The sequence below is a fragment of the Aliikangiella coralliicola genome, from assembly GCF_007004725.1.
Classification (GTDB): domain Bacteria; phylum Pseudomonadota; class Gammaproteobacteria; order Enterobacterales; family Kangiellaceae; genus Aliikangiella; species Aliikangiella coralliicola.
Window position 1 is genome coordinate 470,654 of sequence record NZ_ML660166.1, and the last position, 24,953, is coordinate 495,606.

At 42.4% G+C, this 24,953-nt stretch carries 18 protein-coding genes; 5 read left to right on the forward strand and 13 right to left on the reverse strand.

Going from position 1 to position 24,953, the window contains the following annotated elements:
- Window positions 1-17: 17 nt before the first annotated feature.
- The 5 genes from FLL46_RS17460 (at window position 18) to FLL46_RS17480 (ending at window position 6,147) form a co-directional block, all read left to right on the forward strand.
- The gene (locus FLL46_RS17460) at window positions 18-1,523 is read left to right on the forward strand and encodes an ATP-binding protein (protein ID WP_168204209.1); all 1,506 of its coding nucleotides are present in this window, start codon (window positions 18-20) and stop codon (window positions 1,521-1,523) included.
- A gap of 18 nt (window positions 1,524-1,541) precedes the next feature.
- Complete coding sequence (locus tag FLL46_RS17465; RefSeq protein WP_142932607.1) at window positions 1,542-2,288, forward strand: response regulator; 747 nt, start codon at window positions 1,542-1,544, stop codon at window positions 2,286-2,288.
- Window positions 2,289-2,466: 178 nt separating this feature from the next.
- Window positions 2,467-3,762, forward strand: a complete 1,296-nt coding sequence (locus FLL46_RS17470; protein WP_142932608.1) for an OmpA family protein — start codon at window positions 2,467-2,469, stop codon at window positions 3,760-3,762.
- A gap of 323 nt (window positions 3,763-4,085) precedes the next feature.
- Window positions 4,086-5,216, forward strand: coding sequence for an OmpA family protein (locus tag FLL46_RS17475; RefSeq protein ID WP_142932609.1), 1,131 nt, complete (start codon window positions 4,086-4,088; stop codon window positions 5,214-5,216).
- Window positions 5,217-5,313: 97 nt separating this feature from the next.
- Window positions 5,314-6,147: a mechanosensitive ion channel family protein gene (locus FLL46_RS17480; RefSeq protein WP_142932610.1), complete on the forward strand. Its 834-nt coding sequence runs from the start codon at window positions 5,314-5,316 to the stop codon at window positions 6,145-6,147.
- Window positions 6,148-6,209: 62 nt separating this feature from the next.
- Here the strand turns inward: FLL46_RS17480 and FLL46_RS17485 are convergent, their stop codons facing one another.
- The 13 genes from FLL46_RS17485 to flhF form a co-directional block, all read right to left on the reverse strand.
- On the reverse strand, window positions 6,210-8,987 hold the full coding sequence (locus tag FLL46_RS17485) for an RHS repeat domain-containing protein (protein ID WP_142932611.1): 2,778 nt from the start codon (window positions 8,985-8,987) through the stop codon (window positions 6,210-6,212).
- Window positions 8,988-9,586: 599 nt separating this feature from the next.
- Entirely contained in the window at window positions 9,587-11,866 is a 2,280-nt protein-coding gene (locus FLL46_RS17490) for a tetratricopeptide repeat protein (RefSeq protein WP_142932612.1), read from the reverse strand.
- 162 nt (window positions 11,867-12,028) lie between these two features.
- Window positions 12,029-13,864: a chemotaxis protein CheW gene (locus tag FLL46_RS17495; protein ID WP_142932613.1), complete on the reverse strand. Its 1,836-nt coding sequence runs from the start codon at window positions 13,862-13,864 to the stop codon at window positions 12,029-12,031.
- A 17-nt stretch (window positions 13,865-13,881) separates the two neighbouring features.
- Window positions 13,882-14,667, reverse strand: a complete 786-nt coding sequence (locus FLL46_RS17500; RefSeq protein ID WP_142932614.1) for a ParA family protein — start codon at window positions 14,665-14,667, stop codon at window positions 13,882-13,884.
- A 21-nt stretch (window positions 14,668-14,688) separates the two neighbouring features.
- Window positions 14,689-15,621 carry a flagellar motor protein MotB gene (locus tag FLL46_RS17505; RefSeq protein ID WP_142932615.1) on the reverse strand — a complete coding sequence of 311 codons (933 nt, stop codon included), beginning with the start codon at window positions 15,619-15,621 and terminating at the stop codon, window positions 14,689-14,691.
- Window positions 15,622-15,625: 4 nt separating this feature from the next.
- On the reverse strand, window positions 15,626-16,369 hold the full coding sequence (locus tag FLL46_RS17510) for a flagellar motor protein (protein ID WP_142932616.1): 744 nt from the start codon (window positions 16,367-16,369) through the stop codon (window positions 15,626-15,628).
- A 3-nt stretch (window positions 16,370-16,372) separates the two neighbouring features.
- A complete protein-coding gene (locus FLL46_RS17515) occupies window positions 16,373-17,476 on the reverse strand; it encodes a protein-glutamate methylesterase/protein-glutamine glutaminase (protein WP_142932617.1) in 1,104 nt (367 codons plus the stop codon).
- A gap of 300 nt (window positions 17,477-17,776) precedes the next feature.
- Complete coding sequence (locus FLL46_RS17520) at window positions 17,777-20,152, reverse strand: chemotaxis protein CheA (RefSeq protein ID WP_142932618.1); 2,376 nt, start codon at window positions 20,150-20,152, stop codon at window positions 17,777-17,779.
- 10 nt (window positions 20,153-20,162) lie between these two features.
- Entirely contained in the window at window positions 20,163-20,909 is a 747-nt protein-coding gene (locus FLL46_RS17525; protein ID WP_142932619.1) for a protein phosphatase CheZ, read from the reverse strand.
- A gap of 32 nt (window positions 20,910-20,941) precedes the next feature.
- Complete coding sequence (gene cheY / locus FLL46_RS17530) at window positions 20,942-21,316, reverse strand: chemotaxis response regulator CheY (protein WP_210418742.1); 375 nt, start codon at window positions 21,314-21,316, stop codon at window positions 20,942-20,944.
- Window positions 21,317-21,400: 84 nt separating this feature from the next.
- Entirely contained in the window at window positions 21,401-22,117 is a 717-nt protein-coding gene (locus FLL46_RS17535) for an RNA polymerase sigma factor FliA (protein ID WP_142932621.1), read from the reverse strand.
- 221 nt (window positions 22,118-22,338) lie between these two features.
- The gene (locus FLL46_RS17540) at window positions 22,339-23,181 is read right to left on the reverse strand and encodes a MinD/ParA family protein (protein ID WP_281281977.1); all 843 of its coding nucleotides are present in this window, start codon (window positions 23,179-23,181) and stop codon (window positions 22,339-22,341) included.
- A gap of 351 nt (window positions 23,182-23,532) precedes the next feature.
- Complete coding sequence (gene flhF / locus FLL46_RS17545; protein WP_142932622.1) at window positions 23,533-24,942, reverse strand: flagellar biosynthesis GTPase FlhF; 1,410 nt, start codon at window positions 24,940-24,942, stop codon at window positions 23,533-23,535.
- Window positions 24,943-24,953 lie beyond the last annotated feature (11 nt).

The following is a 24,953-nucleotide window of genomic DNA, read 5'->3' on the forward strand; positions in this document are numbered from 1 at the left end:
TGTTGGAAGGGGTAAGTATGAAGCTGGGAATGAGAATCAAAGTGTTTAGTGTAATCGCACTAAGCAGTCTGATTGCCTTGTTAATTATGCTGTTAATCAGCTATTGGACATTCGACCAAGGCTTTCTTACTTATGTTAACAAAAAAGAAGAAGAGCAAGTCAATTATCTAGCCGACACGCTAATTGAGCATTATTTACAACATAATGGTTGGTCTCAACTGGAACGAAATCCTCGAGAATGGAAGGAAATTGTTGAGCAAGCACTGCCAGACGAAATGCAGTATTTTTCACCGCGCAGACCGAGAGGAAAAGGTAATTTCCGCCCTCCACCTCCAGAACATAAACCAAGACGAAAACGAGGACCAAATCATTCGCATCCACCTCCTCCTGGTGGAAAACCACCGCATCGGCCCGGTCCGCCCGAGAATGAACAAGCAACCAGCGAAAACTTCATCACTCGTATCAACGTCCTTGATAAAAATCAACAACGGATATTCGGCCCTAAATTAAGCGCTGAGTTTAAGCTTTTTCCGATGAAAGTTGAATCCGAGATCATTGGCTATATTGGACTAAAACCAATCACTCAACTTAAGAATGAAGATGCACTAATATTCTCAGCAAAACAAAATCGCGCTTTTATCTCAGCCGCAGCCATTTCGCTGACGTTATCTTTTATTATCGCGTACTTTATGGCTGGAAAAATTGTAAAACCCGTTAAAAAACTCAACAAAGCGGCACTTGACCTGGCAAATGGTCACTATGAAATTGAGGTTAGTCAGAACAACAAAGATGAAATCGGCTTACTGGCAAACAGCGTTAACCGACTGGCGAAAACACTCAGAAAAAATACCCAGACACGAAATAAATGGATCGCCGATATTTCCCATGAGCTCAGGACTCCCTTATCGGTTCTGCGGGGAGAAATAGAGGCAATGATCGATGGCGTAAGGCCGCTCAACAAACAAAGCGTATTATCGGTTGAACAAGAAGTGATTCAATTGGCGCAGTTAGTTGATGATCTTTATGAGCTATCTCTTTCTGATTTGGGCGCGCTAAACTACAAACTCGCTCCATGTGATATCAATCAAATTATCAGCAAGTCGCTAGAAAGTTTTGAAAGTAGCTTTACCAAAAATGCTATTACAGTAGATTTCTCTCACCAGTCAGCATCAACAATGATCGTAGCCGATGAAAAGCGCATGCGCCAATTGTTGACTAACCTGCTAAAAAATACTCTCCGCTATACAGATAGCCCTGGTACGCTGGCAATAGAAGTTCACGAGCACGCAGAACTTGTCAAGATTGATATTCAAGACTCATCGCCGGGTGTTGATAAAGAATCACTTCCATTTTTGTTTGAACACCTGTTTCGAGAAGACAAATCAAGAAATCGAGCCACCGGCGGTGCCGGGTTAGGCTTAACCATTTGCAAGAACATTGTCGAAGCCCATAACGGAAAAATTAACGCAAAAAGCTCATCATACGGCGGTTTATGGATTACAATAACATTACCCAAAAGTTGATGTGTATCATTCATTTGTATGGCAGAACACCACGTATTAATCGTCGAAGATGAAGAAAAACAGGCCTTATTAGTTCAGGACTACCTGAAAGCTTCCGGGTTTGAAGCAACGATTATTAGCGATGGCGGCGATGTCATTCCTTTTGTCAAAAACAACCAGCTATCACTGATGGTATTAGACATAAACCTGCCGAATAAAAATGGTATCGAAATTTGCCAGGAAGTCAGGGAGTTCTCACAATTGCCAGTGCTAATGATTACCGCAAGAATTGAAGAAGCAGACCGGCTTAAAGGTCTGCAGGTCGGCGCCGACGATTACCTTTGTAAACCATTCAGTCCCAGGGAAATGGTGGCCCGAGTGGAATCCTTGATACGGCGCAGCGTACAACCGGCTTTCAAACCTATCAATGACTACTTTTTCGATGCAACAAATTTAACGGTTACCATCAACGGAATCAGTATGTCGCTAACGCAAATTGAGTATCGTTTATTAAACCTATTAGCTTCCCAAATTGGTCAATCCTTTGACCGCCAGACTATTTCAGCCACTTTGTACGATGATCAGCGTGTGGTTAGCAACCGTACCATCGACAGCCATATAAAAAAATTGCGTAAGAAGTTATTTGATTTAACGAATGTCGATCTTATCCAGTCAATCTACGGTGTGGGTTATCGGTTACAACCACTTGCCTCACCAGTATCTAAATCAACAGACTCAAATCAGCAGATTCAAATCAACAATAGTGCAGACAAAACTCAAAGCTAATCAGGTCCTCCATCTCAATGAAAATTCCAGCGTCTTGAGTACATTGTAATAAATCCTGTTTTAGAAACTTCATAATGACCTAAACCAGTAACTAACCAGCGAAGCTTATTCCATTTTTTCAATGGCTATATTGTAACCAGTTTGATATCATTCGGCCGTTTTTTGTCAGGGCGAAGTAATGGAAATAATAAGAAAAAGTTTTGAGTCGAACACACCAATAAAGAACTCTTTACGATGTCAGTTTATTAATGCAAGACGATTCAGCAGACGCTCATCTTATTTTCTGTCGCTAACACTATTGAGCCTATCGACAACCTTGTTGGGATCACTCCTGCCAATTAGCGATTCGATAGCAACAGAGTTTGATAATGCCTCTAGTTTTGAAACTGTGACAGAAGATCAAGAAACAGAAAAAACTGAAGAGAATACCACGCAGCTTAGTTTTGAATCTGGGCCTTACCTTACTCTCGGTATTCAGCAAATCCAGTTTGAATCAATCGAGGAACAAAAGTTTGACCGTGTCTCGGAGTCCTATGTAGGTTTAGGTTATCAATTGACAAATCATTGGTCTGCACAATTATCATTTCTAACTTCCCAGGTCACCGATTCAGATACCATCGTCAGCGATGTTGATTACTTGAATATCAACTCAAAATATCGATTTAACGGCGATAAAAATAATGGCTGGTACGTCAACTTTGGAATAGGTCAATTTCAATTTGAAGGCTCGACCGTTTTTCCTTCCAACGAATTAGAACTCAATGTCGGCGGCGGCTATGACTTTCATCTCAATCGTAATTTATTTATTTCGCTAAATACACAAGCAATCTTCCCACAAAATCGAAAAAATACAGATTGGTCGACGTCCATTTCTCTTAACTATTTTTTTGGGGAAGAGTCAGTTGAGAAAACGCTTTCGGATAGCTTTTCACTGGAACATTCTCAAGCAGAAAAAAACAAACCAATTACTGATTCAAAAAGTGAGAAACCTCTCGATTCTGATCACGATGGTATCGACAATAACCAAGACCAATGTCCTGAAACCCCTTACCATTTTATGGTCGATCAAAATGGCTGCACTAAATATGTGATTGACAGGCAGTCTATCGTCTTAAACATTCAGTTTGATTCAGATAGTATTTTAGTTAAAGAAGAATATTATGACGATATAGAAAGCCTCGCAAGATTCATGAAACAACACCAGACAATCAATGTCACAATTGAAGGACATACCGATAATGTTGGGGCTAAAAACTATAACAGACGATTATCCAGTCAGCGAGCCAATCAAGTTGCGAAAATATTAAATCGAGATTTCGGCATCACTTTGAAAAAGATAAATTCAATTGGATATGGAGAAACAAAACCGGTGGCAACCAATCTCTCTGATGAAGGACGATCTCAAAACAGGCGGGTTCAAGCAGTGCTAAAAGCTGAAGTTCAAAAACCCCAACTAAAGAAAACGAATAATTGATGAGTTAGCTAAATCGTCGATAAAAACCAAAGAATGGTAATTTTACCAAAACCTTGACATTATTTAAGTTTTGGTCTTATTTAACTGTTCATTATTACCAAACGACTTCTTTAAGCCATTTTTAAAATTTATTCAAGTGTGGCGTTAAAGATTGTTGTTGATCTGATCGAATCTTACTATAATTGCCGCTTCTATTCCAATATCAACAAACAAACAAGGAAAAGGCGTGCTAGGATCTAAATCACTCCAGTTGTCAAAAAGGAAGTATTAATCCCCGCCCCGCTATATTCCAACAATACATGAATAATAAGAGAGGATAAATCGTGAAAATTATTATCAGTATGGCAATCTTGGCATCGTCGATTACTTCATTTTCTGCAAATAGTTCAGACGAAGGCACAGGTCCATTTATATCGCTAGGGCAAAATTATTTTAGTTTTGACGGGGATCGAAAATTAGAAGATGAAAACGACTTCTATCTTGGCTTAGGTTATCAAGTTGACGAAAATTGGGGAGTGGAACTTCGTTTTACAGAAGTTGAAACCAACAACGATTTTGGCAGTGAACTTGACATCAACTTATGGTCTGTCTCAAGTCTTTATCGATATTCACCAAGAGGTACTAGTTCTTTTTTCTGGAAAGCGGGCGCAGGTCGTTATGAAAGTACGCCTAACACTGCCGATAGCACAGCTTTTCGTTTAGGTCTTGGTTACGATTTTAACATAAGCAAAAACTTCTCATGGGTTGTTGGTGCAGATACAGTATTCGCAATTCAACACAGCCACGCAGATTTTGTTCCATACACTGGGTTTGAATTCTTTTTTGGTGATACCTCTTCTCGCAAACCAACACCTCCTCCTCAACCAACACCGGCTCCGGTTCAACAAACAATTACTAAAGACACCGATCGTGACGGTGTAAATGATGACGTTGATCGTTGTCCATCGACACCAGCCGGTGCAAAAGTTGACTCTAATGGCTGTGAATTAGATTCCGATAAAGATGGCGTTGTTGACTCTGCAGACAACTGCCCTTCAACACCAGCGGGCGCAAAAGTTGACGAAAAGGGTTGCCGAATTGCTCTGCAGGAAAACGTATCTATTCAACTGAATGTTAAGTTCGCAAACAATAGCGATGCGATTACGAATGACTTTAGTCAGGAAATTTCAAAAGTAGCCACTTTCATGCGTCAGTATCCAGATACAACTGTTGTTATCGAAGGTCACACTGATTCTCGTGGCGCAGCAAGCTACAATCAAAGTTTATCGCAAAAACGCGCCGAAGCAGTTCGCAATTATTTGATCAGTGAATTTAATATTGATTCACAACGCGTTTCTGCAGTTGGAAAAGGAGAATCATCTCCTATTGCTGACAATGAAACTGCTGAAGGTAGAGCTGCCAATCGTCGTGTACAAGCAGAAATTAAAACGACTGTTACAAAGTTTGAAAAATAATATTAACCAGAAATATCGTTAATCATTATTCCATACACAGACCCTAATCTCAGGTAGCAGTTTACTGCTACCTGAAAAACAAAAAGAGGATAAGAAGATGGAATTGTCATTAGAGTCCACTCAAAATATCATTGATACTTACGTTATTCCTTATGGTTTAAACATAATCTTCGCCATCGTTATTTTTATCATTGGTAAAATGGTGGTTAAGCTGCTCACGAAAGTTTCAGCTAAATTATTGAATAAAGCTAAAGTCGATGACATTTTGGTAGACTTTTTAACGGGAATTATTAGCAGTATTTTGATGCTATTTGTCATCATTGCATCATTAGGCCAATTGGGAGTTGATACCACATCACTGGTCGCATTAATTGGTGCAGCCGGTCTTGCCATCGGACTATCTTTGCAAGGTTCTTTACAAAACTTTGCCTCAGGTGTCATGTTAATTGTATTTCGCCCATTCAAAGACGGCGACTTTGTTGAAGTGGCCGGTGTTGCCGGTGTGGTTGAAAAAATTACAATTTTCACTACACAAATGCGTACCGGAGATAACAAGCAAGTAATCATACCTAACGGTAAAATTTATGGCGATGTTATTACTAACTACTCGGCCAAACCAACCCGTCGAGTCGATATGGTATTTGGCATTGGCTATGATGATGACATTAAAAAAGCGAAGGAAATTATGCAGCAAGTTATTGAAAAAGACGAGCGCATCTTGGCAGATCCAGCGCCTACTATCGCTGTATCTGAATTAGCAGACTCTTCTGTGAATTTCGTCGTCAGACCCTGGGTTAATTCTGCTGACTATTGGGGCGTCTATTTCGATTATCATGAAAATATTAAGCTCGCTTTCGATGAAGCTAATATTTCTATTCCTTATCCTCAGATGGATGTTCATTTGGACAAGCTAAAAACAGACGAAGATTAATTTTTAAAGTGGGCACTTTCGTGCCCACGCCTTTTCGTTTTTAGGTTATTAAGCTAGTCTCTTCAATTAGAAAAATTAATCGCGCTACAACTATCGACAGCTCTCATCAGTCCAGAACTCATTACACGATCTTTTGAGCCTTTGCCTTTTATCACAAAATAAACGCCTTGCTCATCAGTGATACCAGTCATTAAGTTCGGATTACCAAGATTTTCATAATGATAGATGCGACTTTCATCAGCAGGCAACGAGACTGAAATCAAATTATCGTTTGAATCGTAGGCATACAAAAATAATCCATCAGGTGTGCTCACACTGGCAACACGAGCAGAGGCATCATAATTAAAATTCAACGCACGATTATTATCATCGATAACCGAAATTAATCGATTTGAATTGTCATAGGAAAGTTTAACCAATTCTCCAGCAGAGTATTCGATGCTTAATAACTTACCTGACAGATCAAAATTCTCTCGCGTTCCGTCATCACGGATCACTCGATAACCTGCCAATGACGATTCGTTCTTTATTTCCTCAATGAGAACAAAGTCGCTCGTTGTTTCAGGTGCCCAGCCTTCGCCAGACTTAATAAAGTTTGCAATAACCTCACGACCACTAGAAATTTGGATTTGAGCTGGGCTCAAAAACGTTAGAGTGCGCTCATAGTTTGAAGTCCAATCGGCTCCGAAGAAACCATTTATCGGACGACTCTTCGCCATACTTTCCCTGGTCTGATTGCTTTGCTTTAAATTCGACAGGGTTAAAGTGTCTTTTATCTTACCTGCTTCAGTTCCTGTATTTGCCGGACGATATATGCGACTCAACTTTAAAATACCATCGGCATAATCTGTTTCAGAAAATACAGTTTGCTCGCTGGAAAACTCTAATTCGTTATCGGCCGAACTAAAGGGCTCAACCGTTTCCTGAGCGTCACAGAATTCCATAACAGGATCAGACTCTGCATTTAAACCAGTCGAGCTTAAGCTTAAACCAGCAGACGGATTGTTGTAGCTTACCGTCAAACCTATGGTGTAATCATCCGTATTAAAAGCATAGCGAGAACCGATCACTAAGCGGTAGGTGCCAGTCTGTGGCAGGTTAGCCCGGTAATATGAATTATAACCATAACCTACGCGACTCCCATCCGGATAATATACCGCCATCGTGGTTTGATTACTGGACGTGGTAGCGATTTGAATGTTGGCGCCGCTAATGACATCAAACGTATAGCTATCCAGATCTTGCGGAGTGAAACTGCCGGAACGAGTTTCTCCGCTCACCAGTTTTCCATGCTCATTCGCAGTTGCACTATTGACAAAATGCAGCTCATAGTCATCGGTGTTAAACGCATAACGAGAACTGATCACAACCCGATAGGTGCCTGTCTGTGCCAGGTTAAGCTGATAAAATGAATTATAACCATAACCCACACGGCTCCCATCTGGGTAATACACTGCCATCGTGGTTTGCTTGCTCGAATTAACCGACAAATTGATAGCATCACCACTGTCGGCCTCAAAAGTATAACTGTCCAGATCTTGCGGGGTGAATGATCCCAAATGAACACCGCCGCTGGTTAAAACCCCATGCTCATTCGCGGTTGCACTGTTCACAAAATGCAGCTCATAATCATCGGTGTTAAACGCGTAACGAGAACTGATCACAACCCGATAGGTGCCAGTCTGTGCCAGGTTAAGCTGGTAAAATGAATTATAACCATAACCCACACGGCTCCCATCCGGGTAATACACCGCCATCGTGGTTTGCTTGCTCGAATTAACCGACAAATTGATAGCATCACCACTGTCGGCTTCAAAAGTATAACTGTCCAGGTCTTGCGGGGTGAATGATTCCAGATGAACGCCGCCGCTGGTTAAAACCCCGTGCTCATTCGCAGTTGCACTGTTCACAAAATGCAGCTCATAATCATCGGTGTTAAACGCATAACGAGAACTGATCACAACACGATAGGTGCCTGTCTGTGCCAGGTTAAGCTGATAAAATGAATTATAACCATAACCCACACGGCTCCCATCCGGGTAATACACCGCCATCGTGGTTTGCTTGCTCGAATTAACCGACAAATTGATAGCATCACCACTGTCGGCCTCAAAAGTATAGCTGTCCAGATCTTGCGGAGTGAACGATTCCAGATGAACACCGCCACTGGTTAAAACTCCGTGCTCATTCGCAGTTGCACTGTTCACAAAATGCAGCTCATAATCATCGGTGTTAAACGCGTAACGAGAACTGATCACAACGCGGTAAGTACCTGTCTGTGCCAGGTTAAGCTGGTAAAATGAATTATAACCATAACCCACACGGCTCCCATCCGGGTAATACACTGCCATCGTGGTTTGCTTGCTCGAATTAACCGACAAATTGATAGCATCACCGCTTTCCGCCTCAAAGGTATAACTGTCCAGATCTTGCGGGGTGAATGATTCCAGATGGACACCGCCGCTGGTCAAACTCCCGTGTTCGTTCGCCGTTGAAGCATTAACATAATGAAGCTCATAGCTCCCATGTTGGCCCGAATACCTGGGTTTTATTTTTACTTGATAGTTACCACTTTGTGGCAGTCCTAATCGATAATATGAGTTATATCCACTTCCTAATACGCTACCATCAGGGTTATAAATTGTTAGATGGGTTTGCATCAGAGAATTAGCGGATAAATTAACGGAGTCCCCGTTATTTGCGCTAAATGAATAAACATGTTGACTATTGGAAAGCAAAATCCCAGAGACAGAACCACCACTGGGGAGTGCAGAACTATTTGCATAAACCGAAAAAATACCTGAGATAAAAAAAACTAAAATTAAAAATAAGCGTTTCATAGTAAATTCCCTGTTAAATCAACCTTAGCTCAGAATAAGAACAGCCTAAGCAAGATTCGATAAATGTATTGAAACAAGTATTCTGAAATTAACGACAAAACAAATTCAGACTCCGACAATTTGCCAAACTCTCAACCTATTAGACATTTCTATTTGAGATTAAACTTATTTCAGCGATTAAACCTGAGTTCCCAAAAATGAAGAACTCCGTTATTTAACCTGAATTTGGGATAAGAAAAGCCAAAGGCCTTAAGTTTTAAAGCGTTATCAAAATATCTTTTGAGATTATTAGTAATAACACTCTCAAAAAGTTCGGCCGGTGCAAGGATTTAAGTGGATATCAAGGCGAGGTTGCGTGGCAATAGCGAGCTATTGGTAGCAAACTCAACGCAGAGAGCCGCTTAAATACTTGTGCTGGATGGCTGTTCTTATCCCGAACTCAGGTTATTTAATATGCCGAAAAAGACAAAAAACGTCGTCGACAGTTAAGGGGGTTTAACGTCAGTTAGATAGGAATAAGACAGGTAACCAGAATTCGGGACAAGAATTACCCTTATGGTTAACCTCAGCTGCGCATAAGAAGAGCCTGCTGAGGTTAGTTACTTTTTGAATCGATCAAACGATGGTCTGTCTGCAATTGCTTTGCAGGTTGGTGCTAGTTGTAAATAAACCCGCTTGGCATGCTCCCATTGTTCCAATAGCATCCACGCGAATAAAAGCCTTAGTTTCAAATGGGGGTTATGAATTTTCGGCTCAAGCTTCACTAGTTGTTCGTTAAAGTTTTCTACTTCCGTGGGGTTTAATTTTCCATCCAACAATCTCAAAGCCAGTTTGAGATAAAGCTGCTTAACTTGAATTTCAAGATTGTCTTTTCCATTCAAGCGTTCTTGTTCCAGTCGCTCGAAAGCGCGCTGATAATTTTTTCTCGCTTTTTCAAATTGAGATAATTCAGTGTAAATATCCGCGAGCCCAATCAGTCCGTCAGCATGTACCTGCGTGTTATCGTCCTTCACTTCTTTCACATACTCTTCAAACAAACTCGCGGCTTTTTCATATTCAGAGTAATAACTATATACAGCGCCCAACTGAAACAAAACCAGTGGAGAAACATATTTCATTAAGCGCATTTGTTCAAAAATTTCTTGCGCGCGAGATACTTTACCAGAGCAAAAATGAAAATTTCCCAAATTACTCAAAGACGATAGATTAGGCGATAAACTCACGCTTTTCTCACCTGCTTCGATCGCTTCTGCAGCTCTACCGCTCAAATAATAAATACGACCAAACGCGTGATAAATCTTCCAGAAATCAGGTGACACAAGCTTGGCTTTTTCCAAAACATCAAGTGCTGATTTGAACAACGCTGGATTACGTGTTTTTGCTCCTTGGGCCAAGTAATTTTCAGCCAGCCCAATCATCGCATCAACATAATTAGCATCCAGCTTTATTGCAGCAGCATAAGAATCAGCAGCCTGCTCCACCTTGCCCAACCGCCGATAAATCTGCGCCATTGCATAATGATATTCCGCAACCTTCTGTCCTGAATCTGCAAGGCTTTGACATTCCGCTAGCGCTTCTTTGATAACTGAAATGTCTTTGGCCACACTATACAAACGTGACATGGCTTCACACCGGGCAGCTTGCGCTTTGATGTAATGGGGTGAATACTTTAAAGCACGTTCAAAGAATAATAATGATTGGTTGATGTAGCTTAAACTTAATGCTTTATCAACCATATCCATTCCATTCAGGTAGGCACTTACCGCTTCTTCTTTTAACGGAACATAAGCTTTATTATCGTCGGAAACAATTTGTTCTCCATCCAGTAAAAACCGAATTCTGTTACTCGCCGCAACAGCAATTTTCGACGAATACTGAGATATAGCATTCTCGGTCCATACGTCTGCATAAACTAAACGTCTTGTTTGATCATTTAACAAGTAAAAATAAGTCGCAAGATGGCGGCCTTTCGTTTCAGTGTTAATTTGAATGACATAATCCACCGCCAAACGCTCAGACATTTCCCACGGAGATATATCTTTTACGGCCGTCAATATACTCGATTTTGATATTTGCTTGCTCTCTCCCAGTTCCTGTTGAAGTAATGGAACCAGCTCAGGTAAATCAATTGCTTCAATTCCGACAACGGCGATATTTAGTGGTAATTTTTGACTAGTTTTCCTGGAAATTGACTGATTTAACCTGAGCTGTTTTGATGTAATTTCCTCAGAATCATGCGGCATAAGTCTAGTTTCTTTATCGCCACCCAAAAAAGGCTGTAAAATATTTCCTCTAAAATAAAACAGAGAAAATAAAATGACAATTGAGACAACTGCAACAGCCAAAAATAAATTATTTTTTTTCCCATGACTATCAGGTTGCTCAAATGGACTCTCTGCCGGCGAAGAAATATTTTCTGCAGTTGTTTCAACAGCCATTTGATGTTGTTTTTCAATCTCATCTGAAGATAAATAAAGTGAATATGCTTCTACAGATAATACAGCAGCAACCCTTTCTATCGTTTGTGGTTCTACCGGCATCCCTCTAAAAACTCGGTTGACCATATCTCTCGGAGCACTCTCCAATTCCTCTCGCTCAGCAATTTTTTCGGCTAATGCAGCCTGTGTCTTAAATCCCTTTACTCGCATGGCTTGCTCCAGTTTAACCCTGGAAGCCATTACCCCTCGTTTGCGTTTAGTCGGTGATTTTTTCGAAAGGTCACTATCAGCGTGCTTTTTGTCTGCAAGATTTTTATTTTCAAGTGCTCCACTTAAAGAAGAGCGCTTCGAAGATGAGCTATTTGTAGAAGAATAGCCTGAAGGAGAATTACCAGAAGTTTTTTTTTCAGAAAGGTTCGGTGGTTGCTCTGAACGACTCATAGTATGCTTTCCCTGTTATCGAGTGAAACGTTCGGCTAATGCTTTATTAGTATTTTTGCTAACTAAAATGCCGCATCAGTAAACCGTATCAAGGTCGTTAGAATAAATCAATAGGATTAACTAAACAGGTGAAATGGAACTGCAGGAATAAGAATAACCAACTCACTCAACAATGTTATCTGCGAGCATGTTTATCAACTCATCAACTTCAATCAGGGCGCTCATGTAATCAACTACCATACCGGCAAACCAGGGTCGTTTTGATGATCGTTCAGACCAACGAATATCATCAACGGTCAAATTTTTTGCATCACCAACTGAATGGCAAGCTAGCGCCCAATTAGAGTCATCCAGAATGATTAGATACTCGTAATTAAACTCATCAGAATCCGCCACCGACTGTTCAGGCATCAGGTACTTTTGCGTATCAACCACCATCAGGTTTCCGCGATCATTCGGTGTTAAGCCGATAAACCAATCAGGCGTACCAACCAAAGGCGTAATATCTTCCTCACTGACTTTAACAATTCCGCCTAATTTTAACAGCGGTACTGCAAGCGGCAATCGCTTCACCTGAAAGATCAAAGTTTGGAAAACTTCAGGAAGTACATCTTTGGTTTTCTTTGCTTCGCGATGTAAAAAAGTCGCCTGAGTACTTTGACTTTCAACATCAGTTTCACTGACGGCAACTTGCGTTGTTTGTGTTTTAGATTCGGTTGTTGTTTTTGCTTCTGTAGTCGTCTTTACCTGAGTTACCGGTTTAGTCGCTAAGGAAATTTTTGCCAGCAGTTTTTCGACACCGGCCAGACGCGGATCAGAATCCTTATGCGGTAAGAAGTCATCAACAATTTTTTCAGTTTGTCTGGAGGTCGAGTCAGATAATTCTTTCTCTCGATTGATCACGTCAGAGATATTTTTAAAACCTTCCGCAACATTTTCCTGCTTAATATCTTCTGCGACTTCCGTTTCTAATTGTTCAACATTCTCACTCTTAGCATCAGTTTCAGGTACTTCAATATCACTTGTCTTAGCACCGACTATTTCAGATTGACTTTGTCTAATTTCTTCTGCTAGCAATTGCTGTTCTTTTTCTTTGGTGAGCAACGCATCCCACTTTTTCGCTTCCTCCTCTTCCGATTCTTCGGTAAACGAGTGGGAAATGCCTGGAACAGTTTGAACGTCGACTTCAGTTTCCGAGCTTTCAGTTTCTAAGCCTTCGGTTTCTAAAACATCTGGAGTTGATTCGTGCTGCTCGAACTTCTGCACATCGACTTGAACTTCTTCGGCGTTTGTCGTTTCCTCAACATTTTCTAGTTCACCTGTATCTTTAAGTTCATCCGTATTTTTAAGCCCTTCCTCAGGTAAAAATGAATCGAATACTTCCTGAGCAGAAAGCGTTTCACTGTTATCCTTTTTCTCTAACTCAGTAGAATGTTGATCCCGCTGTTTTTCTTCAGCAACCGTTAGCATATTCTCTACTAGTTTGTCGTCAAAGTTGACAGCTTCACTTTCGATCTTTTTACTATCTTGCCTGGGCTTCTCGTTAGGTTCCTGTCCAACTTCATTTTTATTTTCTGTTTCAGGCTCAATGTCAATATCTTGTTCGAAGTCGTTGCTAATTACATTGGAATCTTCAGGAGCAAGCGGTTCAATTTCGCTTTTCTGAACGGTGCGATTTGAGGTGTTTTCGACAACTTTCTCAATAGTTGTCCATTTGGGCTTTTCTATCTCTTCAGTTTGAAAGCTCTCTGATTGAAAGTTCTCGGTTTGAAAATTATCTGTCTTTAAATTTTCTGTATTCGTATTTTCATGAGACCTTGCCGATGGCGTCTCTGTTGTAGAGAACTCAGACTTCCCTTCTCTTTTATGGGCGTGTTTTTTCCTCTCATTTTTTTTGGTACTAATGTGAGTAACATTCGAGAGATCGGTTAACAAGAAGTCAACATATTCTTCCAGAGCAGACTGTTGTTCGCTAACCGGCGGTTTATTCAGTTTCATGCCAATAAACCTTCCGGTCACGCGACCTTATGACTTGCCGTGAGCGCAGTCAGCGAATCCGCCAGTTTATAGTAAGCTAACACGCCATGAGTTTCCGGGTAAGCGAAACTCGGTGTTTTATGCTGGCGAGAAGCGTCTCTAAATTTAGTGTCCACCGGGATAATCTTATTCCACAAATGGCCGCCAAATTCGTCTCGCATATTTCGAAGTGCTTGAATTGAGGCTTTAGTACGGCGGTCGAACATGGTCGGCACAATGGTATACCCAATCGAATGGTGCTGTGCCTTAATCACCATATTCAAGGTATTCATCATGCGCTCCAGGCCTTTAATCGCTAAGAATTCGGTTTGCACCGGAATGATCAATTGCTGACACGCTGCCAGGGCGTTAATCAGCAAAATTCCGAGAACCGGCGGACAGTCAATTAACACTGTATCATATTCGTTGGTGACTAACTTGAGAACTTTACTGATCACCAGCCCCATTCCCTCTTTAGAGCTAAATCGCTTATCCAATGTCGCCAGGCTCAACGACGCAGGCATCAGGCTAATATTTTCTTCTTTGAGTTTAATAACGGTGTTCAGTGTTTGCTGCGGAGTAGTAGGCGTATGGGAAAACCAGTTGAACAAAGTTGATGGCAGGTTTTCGCTATCGTAGCCAAAATAGGCCGTTAGTGAAGCGTGTGGATCACAATCAAGCATTAAAACGCGTTGTCCCCGCTCGGAAAGAATACCCGCGAGCGCAGCGACTGTTGTGGTTTTACCAACCCCCCCTTTTTGATTTGCGACAGTCCAGACTTTCACAATTAACCTCTTTAATTCGTTTTACTGCTCATCCGTCGGCAATTTTTTGCCGCGGATGAGAATTCCACCGCCGGGAAGACGAACGATTTCAAATTCAGGTTCGGCTTCTTTTTGTTGCTGTTGCTCTGGTACAGCTTCGGGCTGCGCAATTATACCCTCAGTTTGCTGAGGTACATCAATCCTTTGTTTGCGTGAAATGGAAATAACCACTCGACGGTTCTTCGAGCGCCCTTCCACCGTATCGTTACTCGCAATCGGCTGAAACTCACCGTGCCCTTCGACGCTCATCCTGGGAGCGAATACCGATAGATTTTGCAATTTGCGTACCACCGCGACACCACGCGCGCTAGAAAGCTCCCAATTTGACGGGAAGATTTCAGTATTAATAGGAATATTATCGGTGTGACCATGCACTAGAATAAGTTGGCTATTCGAATTTAAATGTTTGGCAACTTCCTCTAACAAGGGGTCTGCACTTTCATTTAATTCACCACTTCCTGAAGGAAATAACAACGCACTTCTTAAATTAATATTAATCCAGTTCGCATCTGACGAGATGTCTGCTAGCTCTTGATCGATTAAATCCCCAAGGGACTCTCGCAGTCCATTTTCTAGCGCTTTAAATTCTTCAGTGGTAGCGAAATTTTCCGAGTCCATATTGCCGGATTCAATTTGCTCATCATTATTTTCAGGTTGTTCCAGATCATCACCGGTTATTGGCTGGTCGCTTCGGTTAATTTCACCTATCTGGATGGGGTCGGCACTTTTTTGAGGAACGTCGAAAGCCTGCACCAAAGATTCAGAAAGCAGCTTGTACTTGCTTTCATTGACTTGAGAAATTGAATACATCACCACGAAAAAAGCAAACAGCAGGGTGATAAAGTCCGCGTAGGATATTAACCAGCGACCAACTTCCTGTTCATCGTTGAACAATTGCTCTCGGTTTCGTCGCATAGCATCACCGTGTAATATACCCGCTGAGCTTCCCTTCGATGACACGTGGATTTTCGCCTTCAGCGATACAGGCGATACCTTCAACAATCATTTCGCGATATTGAGACTGCTGCGCAATAACCGCTCTCAATTTATGATAAATAGGTATAAAAAATAAATTAGCAAATCCAACGCCGTAAATAGTAGCAACGAAAGCGGTTGCTATTCCGCTACCAAGTAACTCCGGGTTACTCAGGTTGCCCATCACATGTATTAACCCTAAAACGGCACCAACAATACCCAATGTGGGAGAATATCCTCCCATCGATTCAAAAATTTTCGCTGCATTTAACAGTTCTTTATCTTGTACATCCAGTTCGACATACAAAGCTTTTCGAATCGCTTCAGGCTCATTACCATCAACCAGCATATTAAGACCTTTCAAAATAAACGGGTCGATTGATTCATCTATATTCTTTTCAAGCCCTAAAAGCCCTTCTCTTCTGGCCAAGTTGCTCCAGGCCGTTACCTTGGTAACTCCCTCTTCTACCGGCTGCATTGGTGGTTTAAAAACCCAGGTTAAGATTCGCATCGCCTTGCGAAAGGTTTTAATATGAGACTGCACCATCACTGCGCCGACGCTGCCACCAACCACAATAACAAACGCGGCCCAATCTAACAATGCATCAACACTACCACCTTCCAGCAGCTGACCGCCAAAAATTGCCGCAATGGCAATAATCAGTCCAAGGAATGTGAGCCGATCCATCAATCATCCCCGCTTAGCAAGTGCGGCGGCGAATTGATCAATCGGGAGTTGCGCATCCTTTAATCCCGCTTTAGCCACTGACATCGGCATGCCGTAAACCACACAGGTCGCTTCATCCTGAACCCATATTTTACCACCTTTGGCTTTAATCAACCGGCTTCCCTCTGTGCCGTCAGACCCCATGCCTGTCAATACAATAGCGACAATATCACCACCAAGCAGTTTGGAGGCTGAACCAAAGGTTAAGTCAACCGACGGTGAAAATTGCAATCTCGGGTCCGTTGGCCTGATTCGAATTCGAGGCGATGTTGCAGAGCCGTCAAACACCATTTGTTTTCCACCGGGTGCAATATAAACATGGCCTCTTTGCAGCGGCATGCTGTCCTGCGCTTCAACAATCTTGAGCTGGCACAGGCCATTGAGACGAGTCGCAAAAGCACCGGTAAATGTCCCCGGCATATGTTGGGTAACGGTAATAGGATAGGGAAAATTCGCAGGCAGTGGCGCAAGCACCTTTTGTAACGCAACTGGCCCACCGGTTGAAGCACCAATCGCTACCAATTTGGTTCTCGGCGGCACCCCCGGTAACCTGGCCGACACTCTCGAATCTTGAATTGGCGCTTGCCTTCGTGCTGGTGATGGCGCGCCAGAAGGCGTTTTGGTTTTATCTTGCGGTTCTGCCGGCGCCGGTTTAAAAGCCGGCACTTTTCTGGCTTTTCCCATTTCCCTGATTTTTTTCTGTAGTTGAACCACCAAACCGCTGCTATCTGACGATAGCGATTCATAAGATTTCAACAAGAAATCCGTTGCACCGGCATCTAATGCATCCAGGGTAATTTTTGCATTTTCATACGTGAGCGAAGAAAGCATTAACACTCTGGCATCACACACTTTCACAATTTGCTTTAGTGCGGTCACGCCATCCATAATCGGCATTTCGACATCTAGCGTAATCACGTCTGGCTGCAGACGTTGCGCTTTTTCAATTGCTTCCTGCCCGTTATTGGCGACACCAACAATATCAATATCGTGAGCGGCGTTTAAAATAGAGCCTACTCTACGACAAAAAAACTGTGAGTCATCGACAATTAAAACTTTTATGCCCAAGACATACTCCTCGTTTGGCAATAAACATATCGCGAAGAATCATTCGCGACGAACTTATTCAATTTAGTGAATTTATTTATACCTATACCCGCTTAGCTCACTCTCTAGCTTCGCTCACTCTCTAGCTTCGCTCGATAATTACTTGTAACCAAGTGTCCCCCTCCCTATGGGAGGGGTTTAGGGGGAGGGAAAAATACTGGCAGTTTTGCAAAACTTTTAATCAATCTTCCCTCTCCCTAGCCCTCTCCCTTAGAGAGAGGGGAGCAAATAGAAAGCGCATTCCGAGTTAGCACACCTTTACTAACTCGCATAATGCTTCAGCAAACTGGGTATATCGATGATAAGGGCAATTCCACCATCGCTGGTAATTGTTGCACCGGCCATGCCGGGCGTACCGTGTAGTGATTTACCCAGAGGTTTGATAACAACCTCTTCCTGGCCAATCAAAGAATCTACCACAAAGCCGACTCTCTGAGTGCCAACCTGAACCAATACCACATGCCCTTCTTTTTCCCGCTCGCTACCAATCAGGTCTTGAGTTAACCATTCTCTCAAGAAAAATAAAGGGAGTGCTTTATCACGAACCACAATCACTAGTTGGCCGTCGACAATATTGGTTTTTGTCAAATCCAGATGGAAAATTTCGTTAACTGAAGTCAATGGCAGTGCAAAGGATTGGTCTTTTATCTTAACCATCAAGGTTGGAAGAATTGCCAGAGTCAAAGGTACTTTAATCAGTATCTTTGTTCCTTTACCCAAAGTTGACTCAATCGTTAACGAGCCATTTAACTGGGTTATTTTAGTTTTCACAACATCCATTCCGACACCGCGGCCGGAAATGTCTGAGATTTCTTTTTTGGTCGAAAAACCTGCCATAAAAATCAAGTTATAACATTCAGTTTCAGTAAGTCGATCAGCATGATCTTTATCCATCAAGCCTTTTTCAACAGCCATGCCTCGAAGCACATCGGCGTTCATTCCCTTACCATCGTCTTCAATTGAAAGTAAAATATGGTCCCCTTCCTGGGCAGCAGATAAAACGATTTTTCCGTTGCGTGCTTTTCCGGCGGCAACTCGATCTTCCGGAGACTCGATACCATGATCTACCGAATTTCTAACCAGGTGAACTAGTGGATCGGCAAGCGCTTCCACCAAATTTTTATCCAGATCAGTTTCCTCCCCAATCATTTCCAGGGTGATCTCTTTCTTCAAACTTCTGGCTAAATCACGAACCACTCGAGGAAAACGACCGAATACTTTTTTAATCGGTTGCATCCTTGTTTTCATTACCGCTCCCTGAAGGTCGCCGGTAACTATGTCAAGGTTTGCTATCGCCTTTGTTAAAGCTTCATCTTGCGTGGTTTGACCCAAGGTTTTCAAACGATTTCTGGCGAGAACCAATTCGCCAACCATGTTCATAATGTCGTCAAGACGTTTAGTATCAACTCTTACTGTCGCCTCAGTTGCCGGTGCTGCAGCTTTCCTCGGAGGAGGCTTTTTCCCAGCGGGTTTCGCAACCGCTGGCGCAGCAGGCTTAGCCTTTTCTGGTTTCGGTTTTTTTGCGGGCGCAGGTTTTGCTTTAGCTGCAGGCGCGGCAGCTTTTTTCGCCTTTGCCTTAGGTTTCGCCGGTTCAGCTTTTACTTCAGGCGTTTTTTTATCGTCCGACGCTGGCGTTGCAGAATCTTTTGTCGGTCCCTGACCAGATCCGTGTAACTCATCTAATAATGCTTCGAATTCATCGTCGCCAATTAAATCTTCATCTGCCGCTGCAGGTGAACTCGCTGGTTTTGGTTTGGCCGGTTCTGCGGTTGATGGCGGCGCGCCTTTACCATGTAACTCATCTAGAAGCGCTTCAAATTCATCGTCGGTAATATCTTCACTAGCGCCACCACTAGCTGCTGGGGCTGCTTTTGCTTCGGTATTGTTTGCAGCAGGTGGTTCTTTAGCTGGTTTCGATTCTTCTCCAGAAAATTTGCCAATACCATGAAGTTCATCGAGCAGCGCTTCAAACTCATCATCGGTAATGTCGTCGGAAGATTCGCCAGAGGCACTTGACGCTGGCGCACTAGTATTAGATTCAGCACTCGCCGGTTCAGCACTAGCAGCATCACCGCCACCGGCACTTAACTCATCGAGCAGCGCATCAAATTCATCGTCAGTAATTTCTTCTTGTGAACTATCCGACTCGGTAGTTTCTTCTCCAAACAGCTCAGCACCGCCAGTATCAACCTCAACTGCGGAACTTTCCTCTACGACCCCCTCAGTGTCAGCTTCAGCTTCGGCACCTTCTGCTGTTGCATAGGTTCCCAGGTGTTTGAGAAATTCAGGGTCGGCATTGGTCGGATATTCACCACCGCGAACATCTTCAAACATATCGTTAATAATATCCAACGCCTGAAGAATTTGATCCATGAGATCGGCATCAGCCTTGCGCTCTCCGTTACGCAAAATGTCAAAGATATTTTCTGTGATATGGCAAATTTCGACTAGAGGCTCTAACGCGAGAAAACCAGCACCACCTTTAACAGTGTGAAAGCCTCGAAAGATCCCATTCAATAAATCCATATCTTCCGGCTCGTTTTCCAACGCAACCAGTTGTTCGGACATGGTTTCGAGGATTTCGCCCGCCTCGATAAGAAAGTCCTGTAAGATTTCCTCGTCAGCTTCAAACGACATTCAAATACCCCTAAAAACCCAAACTTGATAACAAGTCATCTACCTCATCTTGACCGCTCACTACATCGTCTCGTTTTTCTTTATTCACTACTGGACCTTCTGCACCTTTAGTCACTTTTTGCTCATTTTGTGCAGCAGCATAACCATCCATATTACCGAACATTTTGATAACGTGAACCATACTGTCTTCGACATCTTGTACTAAAGTGATAACCTGGCGAATCACCTGGCCGGTGAGATCCTGATAATCTTGTGCTAACAACACATCGGAAAGTTTTGCGTGCAAGTCAGTTGCAGAATCTTTATTTTTTTCCAGATGACTTTCAATTCGCTTACATAATTTTCGAAAATCGCCGGGCTCTAATTCACGACGATAAAGCTTTTGCCACTCACTCAATAAATCTTCAGAATCTTTCGCTATCACGTCGGCAAGTTGATTACACTGTTCTACTTTATCCATCGTTTTATTCGCCGCTTCTTCAGTCCGTTCGATGACATAGTTGAGTCGATCTTTTGCGTTCGGAATTTCTGAAGCTGCAATGTCGGTGATTCTTGAATCAAGCTGGAAGCTATTCAGCGCCTCATGCAGACGTCGCGTCAACTTACCGATCTCAATAAATAGATCTTCATCGCCATCTCGAGCTAACGTATCGATCAGCTCCTGAGCGTCTTCAATTTCATCATTTTCTAAATGTTCGAGTAAGTCTCTAGTCTGAGCGATCGTTTTTTCAAGCTGCTCTTTATCTGATAGCTTCATGCGCTTAAGTTCCTATTGGGGAAAAGACGAGCCTAACCTTCGATTCGCTCGAAAATTTTGCTTAATTTTTCGTTTAACGTAGCAGCGGTAAATGGTTTTACGATATAGCCATTAACACCTGCTTGAGCTGCCTCAATGATTTGTTCTCGTTTCGATTCAGCAGTTACCATCAAAACAGGAATTGTTTTTAATTTTTCATCGGCACGAACCGCTTTCAGCAAATCAATCCCCTGCATACCTGGCATATTCCAGTCGGTGATAAGAAAATCAAAATTACCGGTTTGCAGCAACGGCAGCGCTGTACTACCGTCATCAGCTTCATGAGTGTTTGTGAACCCAAGATCTCTTAGTAGGTTTTTGATTATTCGACGCATAGTCGAAAAATCGTCTACCACCAGGATTTTCATGTTTTTGTCCAAGATCAATCTCCGTCTGGAATAATCAATGATTTAACAATTATTAAAATTTACACTAAATTTAGTCAACAATGGCTATTTCTTCCAATCTTTTAGTCTAGATTGCAGGCGTAGCATGGCTTGACTGTTAATCTGACTGATACGAGATTCACTGACGCCCAATACCTCTCCAATTTCCTTGAGGTTCAGTTCTTCATCGTAATAAAGCGCAAGTACCAGCTTTTCTCTTTCCGGGAGAGACGCAATTGCACCTGCGAGAGAGTTTCTGAAATCTTCTTTTTGAATTCGTTCTAATGGAGTCAGGGAGCTGTCGGATAATCCCTCGCTAAAATAATCCTCAGTAACCCCCAAACCTTCAAAATCAAGCATATGCCCGCTGCTCACTTCCATTAGCATTTGCCGATAATCTTCAACTTCTACACCGAGTTTTTCTGCGACTTCGGTATCTCTGGCATCTCTGCCTGTTTTTTGCTCTATTTCTTTAATCGCACTTGCTATTGAGCGAGAATTTTTATGTACTGAACGAGGCACCCAATCGCCACGGCGAATTTCGTCGATCATTGAACCGCGAATTCTGATTCCAGCAAAGGTTTCAAAGCTAGCACCTTTACTGGCATCAAAATTACTGCGCGCTTCTAACAAACCCAACATACCCGCTTGAAACAAATCCTCCAATTGCACACTAGCCGGTAATCTTGCTAATAAATGGTGAGCAATACGCTTCACTAAGGGCGCGTAACGTGCCGCAAAATCGTCTTGCTGAACTTGACTATAGGTGTCTGCACCTGCCACTCTACTAACCTTAAATTTCCAATTATTTTTTGTTTATCGGGCTTTAATATTTCTGCCTTTCCAAATTTCAATTGCTTGATAAAAAATTTTATAGTAGCTGTCTGTTTAACTTAAGCATTCACAGACATCTCTGCCGATCCGATTATTTTCTATTATCACAATTGATAGTTTCAGAATAATAGTTGCTATGACTCCATTCATCTTACTTCATTCATCTTACTTTATTTTACAGCAACTAACCGTTCCATAAAAAATTCAATATGTCCGCTAGCATCTTTTGGCATTGGCCATTGTTGCACTTTTTTTGCCAAACTTTTTAAAGCAATAGAAGCTGGGCTTCGTGGAAATGCTTCGACCAATGCTTTTTGTTTTTTGATCGCTTTACGCACGTTCTCATCTTGCGGAACCGAGCCAAGATAATTGAGCGTTACATCCAAAAAGCGATTGCACACACCACTTAACTTAGCAAAAATTTCTCGCCCTTCCTGGCTGCTTCTCACCATATTGGCCAGCACATGAAATCTTGTGATTCGATGATCTCTGTTGAGAACTTTCATTAACGCATACGCATCAGTAATCGACGTGGGCTCATCACACACCACGGTCAACACATCTTGTGCAGCGCGAGTAAAACTAACCACCATATCGGTGATACCAGCAGCGGTATCAACAATTAAAAAATCCAGGTTTTGGCCAATCTCGCTAAATGCCTGAATAATGCCCGCATGTTCAACAGCAGAAAGTTCTGCCATATTCTGTGTTCCCGACGATGCAGGCACAATTTGCACGCCATGCGGTCCATGAATAACGATATCCCGTAACTCGCACTCACCGCTAAGAACATGGGAAAGGTTGTGTTTACTTGGTAGTCCCAACATCACATCGACATTAGCAAGCCCCAGATCAGCATCCAGCAGCATGACTTTAAAACCTAACTGACTTAGCGCGATTGACAAATTAACCGATACATTGGTTTTTCCAACACCACCTTTACCACCGGTTACTGCAATCACTTTAACCGGTTTGGTTGCTCCTGATGGTGAAATATCGATAACTTGATTCAAGTAAATTTTCTCCTAACAAAACAAGCGTAATAAAATTGACACAGAGTAAAAATTAGCCTTCAAGTCTTTCTTTCTTAAGCATAGAACATTTTACGCTGTTTATTCCTTTGATTATCAAAAATATACGTGAGGCAGTATGCGTCTATTCTTTGGCGAATGTCACTTTGGCGAATGTCACTTTTGAGACCGCTTTCCTGCTCTCTGGCACTACAAACCGATAATAACGAATAACAATCTCTTCACCTTCTTTACTAAACAGGGCTTATTTTAGCCGCAACATCGATGATTCAGCAAAGATCCTGATGAAACAAAGCACCTGCTCTGGCAAAAATCCTATCCATTTTTAAATGGTCAACCGGCCTTAACCTGCTGAACATTTTGTGCCAGATTCCATTCATCGGTTGAACGAGTATATTTATTAGCCAACCAGACCGCTTTTGATACTAAATGATGGCTTCTCGCCACTCGGATATCTTCAGGAATGCGCTGACCATCGGTAGTATACAGCACTGGGACCAGATGTTTTAAAATAACGCTGATAACTTCGCCTAAACTCACCGCTTCATCCAACTTGGTAATCACCACTGCATCGGGCGAAAATCTGGAAAATAAAGCCATCGATTGTAGCAGCACAGCTTCTTGACAGGCAGCAGACATTAATAATAATTTTCGAATCGGTTTACGACTGGCAACAATTTCTTCAAATTGTCCCATCAATTGTGGATCTTCTGAGCTCATACCGGCCGTATCAATAAGAATCAGCTTTTTATCCGCAAATTTTTTCAGCAAGTTTTCTAATGGCGTTTGTTCATTTATTTTTGCGCAGGGTAACTTCAATAATCGGCCAAATGTCGCAAGCTGTTCATAGGCAGAAATCCGATAATTATCTGTCGTAATCAAGGCCACAGAATCTGCGCCATGTTTAATCACAAAACGCGCTGCTAGCTTAGCAATGGTTGTGGTTTTACCGACTCCTGTCGGCCCCATAAAAGCATAAATGCCACCATTTTCAATCAACTCATTATTCGCAACCGGTAACGACTTTGCCATCACCGCCAATACTTGTTGCCAGGCACATTCGCTGTCTAGCTTGGTGTTAACATAGGGCAGCAACGAATTGACGACTTCGTTGGTTAGTCCCAGCGCAGATAACCGACGCATTACCATTGCGCTCATAGGGTCTTTTTCGGCAAATCGATTCCAGGCAATTCCTTTGAGTTGTTCTGACATCATCACCCGCATTAACCCCAACTCTTCCTTCATCGCTTGCAAACTGGGATCTAACGACCATTCCAGTTTTCCTGGCGATGTTTGCTCGTTGTAGAAAGGTGAACTAATTTGCTCTGCCGATTGCGCGGGCTCAGCCTCAATTTGAGTTTCTGCTCGCAAAGACTGAATTGTCGACTTATCAACCTGGGTTGGGTTGGTGTGCTTGCCATTTAATAAACTGGACAGTGACGGTCTATTTTCTCCCCCTATATCTTTAGGCTCAGAATGACCTGTTTCTGCACTCTCAGATCCAGGTGCCAGCGCCATTTGCTCAAAAGACTCAGATTTAGACTTAGAAGCCGATTCAGTCGCTTCCATTGACGATTGCATAGCGGCGGGCGTCAAAGACTCGTCATAATCGAGAGCCGCAATCACCTCCACACCACCGGCAACTTTCTTATTCGACAAAATAGCCGCATCTTCACCAAATTCTTCAACCACTTCGCGTAATGCTATTCGAATATTGCTACCGTAAAACCTTCTGATTTTCATTCAAAGACTCT